Source organism: Chromobacterium sp. CV08, from assembly GCF_051129845.1.
Classification (GTDB): domain Bacteria; phylum Pseudomonadota; class Gammaproteobacteria; order Burkholderiales; family Chromobacteriaceae; genus Chromobacterium.
In genome coordinates, this window is the sequence record NZ_CP150453.1 from 3513829 (window position 1) to 3531498 (window position 17670).

A 17670-nucleotide genomic window follows, 5' to 3' on the forward strand; every position below is an offset into this window, starting at 1 on the left:
AGCATGGAAAACGAAGTTTTCCTGTGCGACGCATCGGCGGCGCAACAACGCTTGTGGCTGGTCTGCGGCTTGGAAGGCGAACGCAGCAACTACACCATCGCCGGCGCGCTGCGCCTGTCCGGCGCGATGCGGCCGGAGGCGCTGCAACAGGCGCTGGACGACTGCCTGGCCCGGCACGAGACCCTGCGCACCGGCTTCATCGACGTGGACGGCGTGCCGATGCAGGCGATAGAACCGGCCGCCGTCCTGCCGCTGGCGCGCTTCGACCTGGGCGCGCTGCCGCAAGACGAGGCGCTGCGCCAGGCGCTGGACGGCGCCGCCGACCTGGCGCGCCGGCCGTTCGCGCTGGACCGCCCGCCGCTGCTGCGCGCCGCGCTGTTCCGCCTGGCCGACGACGACTGGCTGCTGGCGCTGGCCATCCATCACATCGTCTGCGATGGCCCGTCGCTGGGCCTGTTGATGCAGGACCTGGCGCGCGCCTACGCCCACCGCCTCGACCCGGCCCGGCCGGCGTTGGCCGAGCTGCCGCTGCAGTTCGCCGACTTCGCCGAATGGCAGCAGGAACAGCTGGCCAGCCCGAAGAGCGAGGCGCTGCTGGCGGCCTGGGAAGAGCGGCTGGCCGGCGTGCCCGACCTGCAGCCGCCTACCGACTTTCCCCGTCCGGCGCTGCGCGAGGCCAAGGGCGCGCGCCATACGCTCGGCCTGTCCGCCGATGTCCGCGCCGCGTCCGCCGCGCTGGCCCGCGAACTGGGGACCACGCCGTTCGCCGTGCTGCTGGCCGCCTGGGGCATGACGCTGGCCGGCTGGTGCGGCCAGGACGACTTCGCGATCGGCAGCCCGGTCAGCACGCGCAATGATCCGGCGCTGGCCGAAGTGGTGGGCATGTTCGCCGAGACCTCGGCGCTGCGCTTCCAGCTGGACGGCGACCCCAGCGTCGAGCAGGTCCTGCTCGCGATGCGCGACGTCTGGCGCGACTCGCTGGCCTTCTCCGGCGCGCCTTTCGACCGCCTGGTTCAGCGCCTGCGCCGGCCGCAGGACCGCAGCCGCACGCCGCTGGTCCAGACCATGTTCTCGCTGAACCCGCCGGCGCTGCCGCTGGACATGGCCGGCCTGCGGGCCGAAACCCTTACGCTGCCGGACGGCGACGCCAAGGCCGACCTGTCGCTGGAAGTCGATGAAACCGACGACGGCTACGCGCTGACGCTGGACTACGACAGCGCGCTGTTCCGCGCCGAAACCATCGCCTGGCTGGCCGAGCGCTACGCGGCGCTGCTGACCCGGCTGCCGACCGCCCGCGCGCAGCCGCTGCGCGCCCTGCTCGCCGCCGCGCCGACCCAGCGGCTGGCCAGCGCCGCCGAACGCGAACAGCTGGACCGCTTCAACGACACCGCGCTCGCGCTGCCCGACACCCCGCTGATCCATAATCAACTGGCCCGCCGGGCCGCGCTCGCGCCCGATGCGCCGGCGCTGTGGCATGACGGCCGCCAGATGGACTTCGCCTCGCTGAACCGCCAGGCCAATCGGCTGGCCCACCATCTGCGCGCGCTGGGCGTCGCGCCCGACAGCCGCGTGGCCCTGCATTTCGAACGCGGCTTCGACCAGCTGATCGCGCTGTGGGCGGTGCTGAAGGCCGGCGGCGCCTATGTGCCGCTGGACCCGGTCTACCCGCAGGAACGGCTGGAATTCATGCTCGCAGACAGCGGCGCGCAGATCCTGCTGACCGAGAGCGAACTGGCGCCGCGCCTGGCCGGCGCGGCCGCGCGCGTGCTGGCGCTGGATTCCGCCGAACTCGCCGACGCGCTGGCCGGCTTGCCGGACGGCGACCCGGACGACGCCGACATCGGCCTGACCCCCGACCACCTCGCCTACGTGTTGTACACCTCGGGCTCCACCGGCCGCCCCAAGGGCGTGATGGTGGAACACCGCTCGCTGCTCAATCTGCAGGCCGCGCTGAAGCCGCTGCTGGCCGCGCTGCCGCCGGGCAGCCGCCACAGCCTGAACGCCCCGATATCGTTCGACGCGTCGCTGGAGCCGCTGCTGCAAATGCTGGACGGCCACTGCCTGTACATCATTCCCACCGAGCTGCGCGCCGACGCGCCGGCCCTGCTGGCCTTCCTCGACGAACACAAGCTCGACGCGCTGGACTGCACGCCGGCGATCATGGAGCCGCTGCTGGCCGCCGGCTTCGGCGAGTCCGGCCATGTGCCCCGCTGCGTGCTGATCGGCGGCGAAGCCATTTCCGAGCACACCTGGAAGCGGCTGCGCGCCATCGACGACTGTCTGATCTACAACACCTACGGCCCGACCGAGTGCACGGTGGACTCCACCTACTGCGAATTGCACGAGGCCGGCGAGATGCCGCACATCGGCCGCCCTATGGCCAACACCCGGGTCTATTTGATGGACGAGGCCGGCCGCCTGCTGGCCCCGGGCGAAGTCGGCGAGCTCTACATCGCCGGCGATTGCGTGACCCGCGGCTACCTGAACCGGCCCGAGCTGAACGCCGAGCGCTTCCTGGCCGACCCGTTCCGCCCCGGCGAGCGCATGTACCGCAGCGGCGACCTGGGCCGCTGGCTGCCGGACGGCTCGCTGCAATACCTGGGCCGCAACGACCTGCAGGTGAAGATACGCGGCCAGCGGCTCGAACTGGGCGAGATCGAAGCCCAGCTGTGCCGCTGCGACGGCGTCCGCGACGCGGTGGTCATCGTCCGCGAGGACGCGCCGGGCGACAAGCGGCTGGTGGCCTATCTGGTGCCCGCGGCCGGCGCCGCGCCCACCGCCGCGCAGTTGCGCGAGGAGCTGGCGCGCACGCTGGCCGAGGTCATGCTGCCCAGCGCCTTCGTGACGCTGGACGCGCTGCCGATGACGCCGAACGGCAAGGTGGACCGGCGCGCGCTGCCCGCGGTCGGCCAGCAGGATCTGGCGCTGCAGGCCTACGAGGCGCCGCAGGGCGAGATCGAGACCGCCATCGCCGAGCTGTGGCAGGAACTGTTCGAAATCGACCGGGTCGGCCGCCACGACGACTTCTTCGCGCTCGGCGGCCATTCGCTGCTGGCCACCCGCGTCACGTCGCGGCTGGGCAAGCGCTTCGGCATCCGCCTGCCGATGACCACGCTGTTCGACTCGCCGGCGCTGCGCGCGCTGGCCGCCCGCATCGAAGCGGCGCTGGCCTCGACGCGCGGCCAGGCCGAAACGCCGGCAGTCGCGATCGCCGGCGACGACGCCGCGCCGCTGTCCGCCTCGCAGACCGGCATGTGGTTCATCCACCAGCTCTCGCCGGCCAGCACCGCCTACGTGCTGTCCGGCGCGATCCGCATCGACGGCCCGCTGAGGCCGGAGCTGTTGCAGCGCACGCTGGACACCCTGCTGCAGCGCCATGAGATCCTGCGCAGCCGCTTCGACCTGATCGACGGCGAACCGCGCCAGTTCGCCGAGGCCGCCGAGCCGCTGGCGCTGCCGGTCGAGGACCTGAGCCGGCTGGACGAAGAGGCCCGGCAGCAGGCGCTGCGGGACCGGCTGGAGACCGAGGCCCTCACGCCGTTCGACCTGACGCGGGCGCCGCTGCTGCGCGCCCGGCTGTTCGCGCTGGCGCCGCAAAGCCACGCGCTCAGCCTGTCGCTGCACCACATCGTCGCCGACGGCTGGTCCATAGGCATCCTGTGGCGCGAGCTGGCGCAGATCTACGCCGCACTGGCCGCCGGCCGGGAGGCCGACCTGCCCGCCGCCCCGCGCTACGCCGACTACGCCCGCGCCGAGTCCGCCCGCCTGCACGACGAGCAAAGCCAGGCCGACCTGGCCTACTGGCGCCAGGCGCTGGCCGACGTGCCCGCGCTGGAACTGCCGCTGGACCACGCCCGCCCGGCGCAAACCGACAACGCCGCCGCCGAATACCGCTTCACCGTGCCGGCGGCGCTGTGCGCCCGGATGGACCAGCTGGCGCAGCAGGCCGGCGCCAGCCGCTTCATGGTGATGCTGGCGGCGTTCCAGATGCTGCTGGCGCGCTGGAGCGGCCAGCGCGACTTCGCCGTCGGCGTGCCGGTGTCCGGCCGAGACGGCCTGGACGTGCACGACACCGTGGGCTGCTTCGTCAACACGCTGGCGCTGCGCGCCGACCTGTCCGGCGACTGCGACTTCCTGTCGCTGCTGGCGCGCACCAAGACCCGCAGCCTGGAAGCGTTCGCCCACCAGGGCCTGCCGTTCAAGCGCCTGGTCGACGAACTGCGCCCGGCGCACGACGCCGACCGCACGCCGCTGTTCCAGGTGCTGTTCAACTACCAGCACACCGACGATCGCCGCCACACCGTGGACGGCCTGACGATGGCGCCGCTGCCGGTGGACGCCGGCGCCGCCCAGTTCGAGCTGGGCCTGTACGTGGAGGACGACGGCGCCGAAATCGCCGCCAGCCTGGTCTACCGCACCGACCTGTTCGCGCCGCGGCACATCGCCCGCATGGGCGCGGCGCTGCAGATGCTGCTGGAAGCCGGCGCCGAGCCGGACCGCTCGCTGTGGCTGGCGCCCATCGTCAACGCAGAGGACCGCGAACAGGTCGCGGCCTGGAACCGCACCGACGTCGACTTCGGCCCGGCCGTCCACATCGACACGCTGATCGCCGAACAGGCACGGCGCACGCCTGATGCCTGCGCGGTCGAGGCCGAGGACGGCTCGCTGGACTACGCCGCGCTGATGGCGCGCGCCGACGCGCTGGCTGCCCGCCTGCGCCGGCTGGGCGCCGGCCCCGGCAAGCTGGTGGCGGTCCACCTGCCGCGCGGCCTGGATCTGCCGATGGCGCTGGTCGCCGTCCTGCGCAGCGGCGCCGGCTATCTGCCGCTGGCCCCCGAGCTGCCGCACGAACGGCTGTCCTACATCGTCGAGGACGCCGCGCCGGTCGCCATCGTCGCCTATCCGGGCAGCACCGGCTGGCTGAGCGCCCCGCTGCCGGAAATCGCGCCGGTCGACGAGGCCGGGGCCGGGGCGCTGCCGGAAATCGAGCGCAGCGTCGACGACCTCGCCTACGTGATCTACACCTCCGGCTCCACCGGCAAGCCCAAGGGCGTGCTGGTGCCGCATGTCGGCGTGGTCAACCGCCTGCTCTGGGGCCAGTCGGCCTTCGGCCTGGCCGCCGGCGACAAGGTGCTGCAGAAGACCAGCGCCAGCTTCGACGTGTCGGTCTGGGAATTCTTCTGGCCGCTGGCCAACGGCGCCACGCTGGTGATGGCCCGCCAGGGCGGCCAGCGCGACCACGAATACCTGAGCGAGCTGATCGAGACGAGCGGCATCACCCACATGCACTTCGTGCCGTCGATGCTGGCCGTCTTCCTGGCCGAGGTCGACGCCGCGCGCTGCGCCTCGCTGCGCCAGGTGTTCACCAGCGGCGAAACGCTGCCCCCGCAGCTGCGCGACCGCTTCCACGACTGGATAGGCCACGCCCGGCTGTTCAATATGTACGGCCCGACCGAAACCTGCATCGAGATGACGATGTGGCCGTGCGATCCGAGCGAGCGCGGCCAGCCGCTGCCCATCGGCCGCCCGATCGCCAACAGCCGCGTCCACATCCTCGACGAAAACGGCATGGAGATGCCGGTCGGCGTGCCCGGCGAGATCTGCATCGCCGGCGTCCAGGTGGCGCACGGCTATCTGAACCGGCCGGAATTGAGCGCCGAGCGCTTCCTGCCCGACACGCTGGACCAGCGTCCGGGCGGCCTGCTCTATCGCAGCGGCGACATCGGCCGCTGGTGCGACGGCGGCTGGATAGAATACGTCGGCCGCCGCGACAACCAGATCAAGCTGCGCGGCTTCCGCATCGAGCTGGGCGAAATCGAATCGGTGCTGCGCCAGTACCCGGGCGTCGGCGACGCCACCGTGCTGGTGACCGGCCACGACGCCGAATCGCAGCGCCTGGTCGCCTTCCTGCTGGCGCCGGGCGGCGGCATCGACGTGGCCGCGCTGCGCCGCGAGATCGCCGCCCGCCTGCCCGAGATCATGATTCCGTCGGTCATCATGCCGCTGCCGGCCTTCCCGCTGACCAGCAGCGGCAAGACCGACCGCCGGGCGCTGCTGGCCCTGCTGGCGCAGCCGGCCGCCGCGGCCGCCGGCCATGGTCCGGCCGGCGAGGTGGAGCGCCAGCTGTCGGCGATCTGGTGCGAAGTGCTGGGCCTCGCGTCCATAGACACGCGCGCCAACTTCTTCGAAGCCGGCGGCAACTCGCTGCTGATGATCAAGGTCCATTCGCGGCTGAAGGCGCTGTTCGACCCGGCACCGACGCTGGTGGACCTGTTGCGCCATCCGACCATCGCCGCCCTCGCCGCCCATCTGGCGCCCGACGGCCGTGACCAGGCCGCGCCCCGGGCCGCCGCCGCGCGCCACGCCGGCGGCGACGACGCCATCGCCATCATAGGCATGGCCGGCCGCTTCCCCGGCGCCGACAGCGTCGAGGCCTTGTGGGACAACCTCTTGGCCGGCCGCAGCGGCGTGCGCGAAATCAGCCGCGAGGAAGCGCTGGCCGACGGCGCCGATCCGGCGCTGCTCGACCACCCCGGCTACGTGCCGTTCGCCGGCGTGCTGGAAGGCATAGACCAGTTCGACGAGAAGCTGTTCGGCTACAGCCCGGCCGACGCCGCGCTGATCGACCCGCAGGGCCGGCTGTTGCTGGAAACCGCCTGGGAGGCGCTGGAAAGCGCCGGCCTGGACCCGGCGCGCGCCGGCGGCCGCATCGGCGTGTTCGCCGGCGGCTCGGTCAGCACCTACGCGCTGGGCGTGCTGAAGAACCACACGCTGGCCGACAGCGAGCTGTTTCGCGCGCTGTTCTCCAACGACAAGGACTACCTGGCCAGCCGCGCCGCCTACAAGCTGGGCCTGACCGGCCCGGCCATCGGCGTGCAGACCGCCTGCTCCACGTCGCTGGTGGCGGTGTCGCTGGCGATACGCTCGGTGCTGTCCGGCGAATGCGACGCCGCGCTGGCCGGCGGCATCTCGGTGGCCGTGCCGCAACGTGTCGGCTATCTGTACGAGGAAGGCTCCATCCTGTCGCCTGACGGCCGCTGCCGCGCCTTCGACAACGCCGCCGCCGGCACCGTGCCCGGCAACGGCGCCGGCCTGGTGGTGCTGAAGCGCCTGTCGCGCGCGCTGGCCGACGGCGACCCGATCCGCGCGGTGATACGCGGCATCGCCATCAACAACGACGGCGACGACAAGGTGGGCTTCTCCGCGCCGTCCGTTGCCGGCCAGGAAAACGTGCTGCGCGCCGCGCTGCAGAACGCCGGCCTCCGCGGCGAGGACATCGGCTACGTCGAAACCCACGGCACCGGCACCCGCCTGGGCGACCAGGTGGAGCTGAGCGCGCTGAACGCCGCGCTGGGCAAGGACGGCGGCGCCTGCCTGATAGGTTCGCTGAAATCCGGCATCGGCCACCTAGACGCCGCCGCCGGCGTCGCCGGCCTGATCAAAGCCGCGCTGACCGTCGAGCGCGGCGTCATCCCGGCCAGCCTGCACGTCGAACAAGCGAACACCTTGCTGGAAGAAACCGGCAGCCGTCTCCAGGTGGCCACCGCCGCCCAGGCCTGGGAGCCGGGCGAGCGTCCGCGCCGCGCCGGCGTCAGTTCCTTCGGCATAGGCGGCACCAACGCCCACTGCATCGTCGAGCAGCCGCCGCGCGCCGACGCGGCGACCGGCCCGGCCGGCGCCCAGCTGCTCGTCCTGTCCGCCAACGACGGCGACAGCCTGGCGCGGCTGAGCGAGCGGCTGCAGTCCGCGCTGGCCCAGCCCGGCGCCGACCTGGCCGCCACCGCCTGGACGCTGCAGACCGGCCGCCGCGAACTGCCGTGGCGCCTGGCCGTGGCCGCCGACGACGCCGCCTCCGCCGTCGAGGCGCTGGCCGGCGCGACGCCGCCGCGCGAGGCCGCCGCCGCGCCGGAGCTGTGGTTCGCCTTCCCCGGCCAGGGCAGCCAGCGCGCGGCGATGGGCGCGGGCCTGTTCGCCGAAGAGCCGCTGTTCCGCCAGACGGTGGAAACCTGCCTCTCGCTGCTGGACAAGGACCTGGCCGCCACGCTGCGCGCCGCGGTCTTCTCGCCTGAGCCGCCGGCCGACGCCGACGCGCTGCTGGCCCGCACCGACATCGCCCAGCCGGCGCTGTTCATCATGGAATACGCGCTGGCCACGCTGCTGCAGGCCTGGGGCCTGCGCCCCGCCGCCCTGGTCGGCCACAGCCTCGGCGAGATCACCGCCGCCGCGCTGGCCGGCCTGCTGCAACTGGGCGACGCGCTGCGGCTGGTGGCGCTGCGCGGCCGGCTGATGCACGAGAGCCCGGCCGGCGGCATGCTGCAGGCGGCGCTGCCGGCCGACGCGCTGCGGGCGATGCTGCCGGCGGAGCTGGCCATCGCCGCCTGCAACGCGCCGGAACTGACCGTGGTCGCCGGCCCGGCGGACGCGATCGACCGCTTCGCCGCCGCCCTGGGCGAGCAAGGCGTAGACCATCAGCGCCTGGACACCGGCTACGCCTTCCACTCGCCGCTGATGGACGAGGCCGCGGCGGCATTCGCGCGCCAGCTGGACGGCCTGAAAACCGCGGCCCCCGGCCTGCCCATCCTGACCAATCTGAGCGGCGGCTGGCTGAGCGCCGAGGACGCGCTGGACGCCGGCCGCTGGGCGCGGCAGATCCGCCAGCCGGTGCTGTTCGCCCAGGCGCTGGAACAGGCGCGCCAGCGCGGCGCGCTGGTGCTGGAGGTCGGCCCCGGCCGCACGCTGGCCGGCTTCGCCCGCCAGGCCGGCGTCGCCGCCGTCGCCGCGCTGCCGCGCGCCGGCGCCGAGAACGGCCGCCGCGCGCTGCTGGCCGCCGTCGGCCAGCTGTGGCAGGCCGGCTGCGCGCCGGACTGGCGCGCGCTGCAACAGGCCGAGCCGCCGCGCCGCGTGCCGCTGCCGACCTATCCGTTCAACCGCAAGCGCCACTGGCTGGCGCAAAACGCCGCCGCCCCGGCCCAGGACCGGGCCGGCGCCCACCTGGCGCTGCTGGACTGGCGCTATGCCGAGGCGCCGGAAATGCGGCCGCTGCAACGCGCCGCCATCGTCGGCGGCGACGCGGCGCTGGCCGACGCGCTGGCCGGCAAGCTGCGCGCACGCGGCGTCGAAACCCATTGCTGGCGCGAATTGCCGGCGCAGAGCGACATCGAGCTCCTGGTGGCGCTGACGCCCGACTTCGACGCGCTGGCGCGGCTGGCCGGCCAGCTGGCGGGCCAGCCGGCCCGGCTGCTGGTGGTCACCCGCAACGCGCAGCTGGACGACGAGAACGCCGACGCCGACGCCGCGATGACCGCCGCCGCCGCGCTGGCCATCGGCCAGGAGCTGCCGGAACTGGCGCTGCGCCAGATCGACCTGGCCGGCGGCGACCCGGCCCGGCGTCCGCGCCAGCTGACCGCGCTGGCCGACGAATGCCTGGCCTCGGGACCGGCGGTGCTGGTGCTCAGCGACGGCCGCCGCCGCGCGCCCAGCCTCAGCCCGCTGGACGTGCCGGCCGCCCCGGCGCCGAAAGCCGGCGCGGCGACGCTGATCACCGGCGGCTTCGGCAATGTCGGCATGGCCTTCGCCCGCCGGCTGGCCGCCGCCGGCGACGCCAAGCTCGCGCTGCTGGGACGCCGCGTCCCGGCCGACGACGATCCGCGCCTGCTGGAATTGCGCGCGCTGGGCGCCGAGGTGCTGCCGCTGGCCGGCGACATCGCCGAGCCCGGCGTCGCCCGCCGGGCCGTGGAGGCCGCGCGGGCGCGCTTCGGCCGGCTGGACGCGGTGATCCACGCCGCCGGCATCGCCGGCGACGCCGCCCACCGTCCCATCCTGGAGACCGGGGCCGACGAAAGCGCCGCCATCTGGGCCGCCAAACGCGACGGCAGCCTCCATCTGGCCGAGGCGCTGCAAGGCCTGCCGCTGGACCATGTGCTGCTGTGCTCGTCGCTGTCCACCGTGCTGGGCGGCCTCGGCTTCGCCGCCTACGCCGCCGGCAACCGCTGGCTGGAAGTGTTCGCCGAGCGGCAAAGCCGAGACGGCGACACCCGCTGGCTGGCGCTGGCCTTCGACGGCTGGCGCTTCGACGAGCCGGCCGGCAACGATCCGGCGCTGAGCGAGGAACAGGGCGTGGCGCTGGCCGAACAGGCGATCGCCGCGGGCCTGAGCGGACGGGTGCTGGCCAGCGCCGGCCGGCTGCAGGACAGGCTGGACCGCTGGACCGCGCGCGGCGGCGAGACCGAAGCCGCGCCGGCCTCGCCGGTGGACGTCGCCGGCTACGCCAACCCCATCGAAGCCCTCGTCGCGCAGGCCCTGGCCGAAACCCTGGCCCTGCCCGGCATCGGCCCCGACGACAATTTCTTTGAACTGGGCGGAGACAGCCTGGTCGCCACCCGCGTCATCGCCAAGCTGCGCGGCGCAACCGGACTGCCGCTGTCGGTGGGCCTGGTGCTGCAGGCGCCGACCGTGCGGCTGCTGGCCGCCGCCATCGCCGCGCTGCAGGGCGCCGCCGCGGCCGTCGCCGACGACGCGGAAGAATACGAGGAGGGAGCACTATGAGCGCCGAAGCGATACGCCTGCTGGCCGAACTGAACAGCCTGGGCATCAGCGTCTGGGCGGAACAAGGCCAATTGCGCTTCCGCGCCCCGAAGGGCCGGCTGACCGAGCCGCTGAAGGCCGAACTGGCGGCGCGCCGCGAAACCCTGCTGACGCTGCTGGACAAGGACGCGGCGGCGGAGACCGCCATCGTCCGGCGCGAGCTGCCCGCCGGCCAGCCGGTGCCGCTGTCGCCGCAGCAGCACGCGGTGTGGATGGCCGAGCAGAACGGCGGCGGCCACGCCTTCCTGATCCCCGGCGCCCTCAGCCTGAAGGGCCCGCTGGACGCCGGCGCGCTGCGCGCCGCGCTGCAGGCGCTGGTCGACCGCCACGAGGCCTTGCGCTGCGCGATCCGGCTGGTCGACGACGTCCCGATGCAGCTGGCGCTGCCGGCGGTGAGCTTCGAGCTGCCGCTGACCGACCTGTCGGCGCAGGACGAGGCCGAGCGCGAAGCCGGCGTCGCCGCCTTGCTGGCCGCCGAGGCCGAGCAGGCCTTCGACCTGGCCGCCCCGCCGCTGCTGCGCGCCAGGCTGTTGCGGCTGGCGCCGGACGAACATGTGCTGATCCTGACGCCGCACCACATCATGTCCGATGGCTGGAGCATAGACATCATGGTGCGGGAGCTGAGCCGTCTCTACCGGCCGGGCGCCGTCTCCGCCCCCGCGGACCTGGGCCCCGCCCCGCTCGGCTATCCGGATTTCGCGCAATGGCAGGACGCGCGCCGCCGCGAGGGCGGCGACCGCGCCGACCTGGACTACTGGCGACGCGCGCTGGCCAATCTGCCGGCGCCGCTCGAGCTGCCCAGCGACCGCGCGGCCGCGCCGGACATCGATTTCGCCGGCGCCGAGCTGCACGCCGAGCTGGACGCCGCCACCGCCGGCGGCCTGCGCCGGCTGGCCAGGCAGGCCGGCACCACGCTGTTCAGCGCGCTGGCCGCCGCCTTCGCCGCGCTGCTGCACCGCTACACCGGCGAGACCGATCTGGTGCTGGGCACCGCCATCGCCGGCCGCAGCCGCGCCGAGCTGCAGGACGTGATCGGCCTGTTCGCCGGCCGCCTGCCGCTGCGACTGGACCTGGACGGCAATCCTTCGTTCGCGCAGCTGCTGCGGCGCGTGGCCGACACCGCCGCCGAAGCCTTCTCCCACGCCGAGGTGCCGGCCGAACGCATCCTGGCCGAGGCCGTGGCGCCCGACGACCGTCCGGCGCTGTTCCAGGTGATGATCGCGCTGCAGAACGCCGTGCAAAACCGGCTGGACTTCGCCGGCCTGGAAGTCCGGCCGCTGCCGATCGCCGGCCATACCGCCAAGTTCGAACTGTTCCTGGCGGTGGACGAGGCGGACGATCGCCTGGCGCTGGCGCTGGAATACAGCACCGCCCGCTTCGACGAGCCCGCCATGCGGCGCCTGCTCGGGCATCTGGTGCGCCTCGCCGCCGCCGCGGTGGCGTCGCCGGAGCGGCCGCTGTCCGAACTGGCCATGCTGGACGCCGACGAGCGCCGGGCGCTGCTGAGCCCCAGGCGCAGCCCGAAAGCCCTGGACGGCGCCGGCGACCTCTGGCGGCGCTTCCTCCAGGCGGCCGATGCCCATCCCGAGCGCCCCGCCCTGACCCTGCCCGCGCAATGGCAACACGCCGGACCCGACGCCGAACTGGGCTACGGCGAGCTGCGTGACCGCGCCCGCGCGCTGGCGGGCAGCCTGCTCCGCTCCGGCCTGCGCCCGGGCGAAATCGTCGCGCTGTCGGGCGAACGCTCCGGCGACTTCATCGTCGGCATGCTGGCCATCCTGGCCGCCGGCGGCGGCTATATGCCGCTGGCGCCCGACCTGCCGCCGTCCCGCGTGGAGGAGATGCTGGAGGACTCCGGCGCCGCCCGCCTGGTGTTCAGCGACGACGCCGGCGCCGCGCTGGCCCGCCATTTCGCGGAAGCCTTCGACGCCCGCGCCGCCGCCGCCGGCGGCGAGGTCGAGCTGCCCGCCGTCGACGCCGCCTCGCCCGCCTACGTGATGTTCACGTCCGGCTCCACCGGCCGGCCCAAGGGCGTGGTGGTCTGCCACGGCAACGTGCTGCACTTCGTCGCCGACATGCCGACCACCCCGGGCAGCGGCCGCGAAGTCTTCCTGCAGTTCGCGCCGTCCGGCTTCGACGCCTCGGTGATCGAGATCTGGAGCGCGCTGCTGACCGGCGCACGGCTGGTGATCGCCCCGCCCGGCCTGCCCAGCCTGGACGCGCTGGCCGAACTGATAGAGAGCCGGCGCGTCAACGTCTGCTGGCTGACCGCCGGCCTGTTCCACCAGATGTGCGAAGCGCACCCGGCGACGCTGTCGCGGCTGGACCATCTGCTCAGCGGCGGCGACCGGCTGTCTGTGTCCGCCGCGCGCGCGGTGCTGGCGGAGAACGGCCCGGCTCGGGTGTACAACGCCTACGGTCCGACCGAAACCACGGTCTTCGCCACCCTGCACCGCATCCTGCCGGCCGATGTCGGCCCCGACGCCCGCTCGGTGCCGCTCGGCGACGCCCACGGCGACGCCCGGCTCTACATCCTGGACAAGCGGCGCGAGCCGGTGCCGGCCGGCGCCGTCGGCGAGCTGTACATCGGCGGTGCCGGGGTCTCCGCCGGCTACATCAGACGCCCGGACCTCAGCGCCGAGCGCTTCCTGCCCGATCCGTTCAACGACGCGCCCGGCGCCCGCATGTATCGCAGCGGCGACCTGATGCGCCGGCGAGCCGACGGCCTGCTGGAGTTCATGGGCCGGGCCGACCGCCAGGTGAAGATACGCGGCTTCCGCATCGAGCCGGCCGAAGTCGAGGCGCGGCTGCAGGAACACCCGGCCATCTCCCAGGCCGCGGTGGAGCCGCAGAAGCAAGGCGGCATCCAGCGCCTGGTGGCCTATGTGGTGGCGTCCGAGCCGCTGAGCCTTGACGAGGTCCGCGACTTCCTGGCCGCGCGCCTGCCCGAGCACATGATCCCCGGCGCGCTGGTGGCGCTGGACGCGCTGCCGCTGACCCGCAACGGCAAGCTGGACCGCCGCGCGCTGCCGCAGCCCGCCGTCGAAAGCTCGGCCGGACGGGACCAGGAGCCGGCCAGCGCCGAGGAGCGCCTGCTGGCCGCGATCTGGCGCGACGTGCTGCAAGCGGAACGGGTCGGCCTGGACGACAACTTCTACGAACTGGGCGGCGACTCCATCATGGCGATGCAGGTGGCGATGCGGCTGACCCGCCAGGACTGGGAACTGCGGCCGCAGGACATGCTGCGCCACCCGACCCTGCGCGCGCAAAGCCGCCTGCTGCGCCGCAAGGCGAAAACCCTGGCCCGCCGCGAATTCTCGCAGCCACTGCCGCTGACGCCGATCCAGGACTGGTTCTTCCAACTGCCGCTGGCCAACCGCAACCACTGGAACCAGGCGCTGCGCCTGGCGCTGGAACCGGCCGCGGCCGAGCGCCTGGAAGCCGCGCTGGCCGAGCTGGAAGAGACCCACGACGCGCTGCGCCTACGCTTCAGCCGCGACGGCGCCGCCTGGCGGCAGTTGCCGGCAGCCGCGGCCAGCCCGCGGCTGCGCCGCGAGCGGGTGGCCGACGAGGAGCAGGCCGGCCGGCTGATCGCCGACGCCCAGCGCGGCCTGGACATCGAACACGGCCCGGTGTGGGCCGCCCTGCTGCTGGAAGGTCTGGACGACTGGCCGCAACTGGTGCTGATCGCCCACCACCTGGTGGTCGACGGCGTCTCCTGGCGCATCCTGCTGGAAGACCTGGCCCTGGCGCTGCAAGGCCGCCCGCTGACGCCGCCGGCGCTGGGCCTGTGCGACTGGGCCGCCCACCTGGCGGAACAGCCGGAGACCGCGCCCGCCGCCGCCGAAGCCGCGCCGGCGCTGCCGCCGCTGGACCATCCGCAAGGCGGCAACCTGGAATCCCAGACCGCCATCGCCAGCCTGCTGCTGCCGCCGGACACCGCCGCCCTGCTGCTGGGGCCGGCCAACGCGCCGTACCGCACCGAGCCGACCGAACTGCTGCTGGCCGCCATCATGCTGGGGCTGCGCGACGCCTTCGGCCGCGACGCGCTGACGGTGGCGCTGGAACGGCACGGCCGCGAAGCCGACGGCATAGACCTGTCCGGCACCGTCGGCTGGTTCACCGCCATCGCCGCGGTGCGGCTGGACCTCGCCGCGGCGCAGACGCCGGGCCAGGCCCTGCTGGCGGTCAAGCAGAGCGTGCGCACCGCCCCGCGCCGGATGCGCAACGGCGACGGCCGCTCGCCGGCGGTGGCCTTCAACTATCTGGGCCGTTTCGACAACACCCTGCCGCCGGGCGGCCCGTTCCGGCCGCTGGACGCCGACAGCGGCGTCTGCACCGACCCCGCCGGCACGCGCCCGTACGCGGTGGAGATCGTCGCCAGCGTCGATGCCGACGGCCTGCGCGTCGATTTCCGCCACAGCGCGGAACAGCTCGAGTCCGCCACCGCGGCCGCCTGGGTGGACGCCACCCGCGCCAATCTGCTGGCGATGGCCGCGCTGGCCGACGCCGACACGGACGCCATCGGCGGCCGCGCGCCCTGCGACTTCCCGCTGTCCGGCATAGACAGCCAGCGCGAGCTGGACGCGCTGCTGGCCGAGCACGCGCTGACGGCGCAGGCGCTGGACGACCTGCTGCCGGTCAGCGCCCAGCAGCGCGGCATGCTGCTGGAAAGCCTGGCCCATCCGGGCCGCGGCATGCATGTGGAGCAATTCGTCGCCACCTTCGCCGGCCCGCTGGATCCGGCGGCGCTGGAGTCGGCCTGGCGCGGCCTGATCGCCCGCCATGAGACGCTGCGCAGCGGCTTCATCTGGCGCCACGACGGCGAACCGCTGTGCGTGGTGCACCGCCAGGCCGTCGCCGGCTGGCGACATCTGGACTGGCGCGCGGACGGCGCCGAAGACGAGGAGGGCCGGATCGGCGACTGGCTGGCGGTCGACGCCGCCGCCGGCTTCGCCGGCAGCGCCGCGCCGCTGCGTTTCGCCACCATGCGCCTGGACGACGAGCGCTGGCTGTTCGTCTGGACCTACCACCACGCGCTGCTGGACGGCTGGAGCGTGGCGCGCCTGCTGGCCGAGGTGATGGAGCCGGCCGGCGGCAAGGCCGTCCCGACCAGCGCGCGCGACCACGCCCGCTGGCTGGCCGGCCGCGACCGCGAAGCGGCGGCGGCCTTCTGGCGGCGCTATCTGGCCGACGCCGCGACGCCCAGCCTGCCGGGCCGCCGCGACCCCGAGCTGGCGCCCGGCCACGGCTATGCCGACCTGCGCCAGACCCTGGACGCCGCCCGCGCCGAAAAGCTGGAAAACCTGGCGCGCCGCCGCCGCATCACCCCGGCCATGCTGGCCCAGGGCGCCTGGGCGCTGACGCTGGCCTGGGCCTCCGGCCAGGACGACGTGGTGCTCGCCTCCACCGTGTCCGGCCGCCCCACCGAGATAGAAGGCAGCGAGGCCTGGGTGGGCCTGTTCATCAACAGCCTGCCGCTGCGGCTGGCGGTGCCGGCCGCCGGCGACGCCTGGCGCTGGCTGGAACAGCTGGGCGAAGGCGCCGCCGAGCGCTCGCAATACGAATGGTGCGCCGGCGGCGACATCCACGCCTGGTCGGGACTGCCGCCGGGCCGCAGCCTGAGCGACACCCTGATCATTTTCGAAAACTATCCCAACACCCCGCAGCAGCCGGTTTCCGGCGACGCCGCACGCCTGGTGTCGGTGGCCGGCCGCGGCGCCCGCACCCACTTCCCGGTCACGCTGCTCATCATGCCGGGCGACGGCTGGCGCTGCGAATTCGTCTGCGACCAGCGGTACATCCCGGCCGAAGAGGCGGCCGGCCTGCTGGACGCCTTCATCCGACTGTTGTCGGCGCTGGCGGACGAGGACGCCTCGCTGGACGGCGTCCGCGCCGCCCTGCCGCAGCGGCCGCCGCGGCTGTGCCGCCAGCCTGAGCGCGTGGTCCAGCCGCCGCGCACCGCGATGGAGCGGGAGATCGCCCAGCTGTGGGAGGAGCTGTTCGCGCTCAGTCCGATAGGCGTCGACGACAACTTCTTCCTGCTCGGCGGCCACTCGCTGCTGGCGCTGGACCTGATGGCGCGGCTGCGCGCCCGCTTCGGCCGGCGCGTGCCGTTCACCGCCTTCCTGTCCGAGCCGACCGTGGCCGGCCTGGCCCGGCTGCTGGCCGACGAGACGCTGCAAGGCGGCGTCAGCCTGCTGCCGCTGGCCGACCGGGGCCGCCCGCTGTTCCTGATGCCGGGCGCCAGCGGCAATCCTCTGGCCTACCTGGAACTGGCGCAGGCGCTGGAGGGACGCTACGCGCTGGTCGGCGCGCAGCCGGACATGGTGGACCGCGGCGCGGCGCTGACGATAGAGGCGGTGGCCGCCGATCTGGCGCAGGCGATCGCGCGCCATCAGCCGCAGGGCCCGGTGCTGCTGGCCGGCCACTCCTTCGGCTCCGCCGTCGCCTTCGAAACCGCGCGCCTGCTCGGCCGCCAGGGGCGGACCGTCGGCGCGCTGGTGCTGATCGACACCCCGGTGCCGGACGGCGGCGCCGAGTTCGCCGGCTTCGACGAAATCGACTGGATCGTTTCCATCGCCGACGCCGCCGGCAGCTATTTCGGCCGGCCGATAGACCTGGCCCCGGAAGCGCTGGCGACGCTGTCGTCCGATGCCCGCCGCGACTTGATGCTGGCGCGCTTCCAGGCCGCCGGCGCCTTGCCGGCCGACGCGTCGCGGCAGGTGATAGACGATTTGCTGGCGACTTACCAGAACAGCATCGCGGCCTTCTCCGCCTACCGGCCGAGCTATTGGGACGGCGCGCTCAGCGTGATCCGCAGCGAACAGGATCACGGCATCGACGACCCCACGCTGGGCTGGGGAGGATTGTGCCGCGAAGTCGGCATGACGGCGGCGGCGCCGGGCGATCACATCTCGATGGTGGCGGCCGCCCACGCGGCGGAGCTGGCCAAGCGGATCGTCCTGTGCGTGGACAGCGCGCTGACGGCAGGACAGGCGCGAGACAAGGAGGCGGCGGCGACAAGGTGAATACCCGATCCAGGCAGCACCCAGACTAAAAAACGGCACTTTCCCAATTACACAA

Annotated in this window: 2 protein-coding genes; both read left to right on the top strand. The window is 73.8% G+C overall.

Annotated features, from left to right (window positions below; genetic code table 11):
* Positions 1-3 precede the first annotated feature (3 nt).
* Positions 4-10545, top strand: a complete 10542-nt coding sequence (locus WNM05_RS16250) for an amino acid adenylation domain-containing protein (RefSeq protein WP_434628775.1) — start codon at positions 4-6, stop codon at positions 10543-10545.
* On the top strand, positions 10542-17615 hold the full coding sequence (locus WNM05_RS16255; protein WP_434628777.1) for an amino acid adenylation domain-containing protein: 7074 nt from the start codon (positions 10542-10544) through the stop codon (positions 17613-17615). The genes WNM05_RS16250 and WNM05_RS16255 overlap by 4 nt, the downstream gene beginning before the upstream one ends.
* The last annotated feature ends 55 nt before the right edge of the window (positions 17616-17670 follow it).

What these genes read in the sequence shown, in the direction of transcription:
- WNM05_RS16250 (WP_434628775.1), top strand. Translation starts at nt 4, where the DNA reads ATGGAAAACGAAGTTTTCCTGTGCGACGCATCGGCGGCGCAACAACGC.
- WNM05_RS16255 (WP_434628777.1), top strand. Translation starts at nt 10,542, where the DNA reads ATGAGCGCCGAAGCGATACGCCTGCTGGCCGAACTGAACAGCCTGGGC.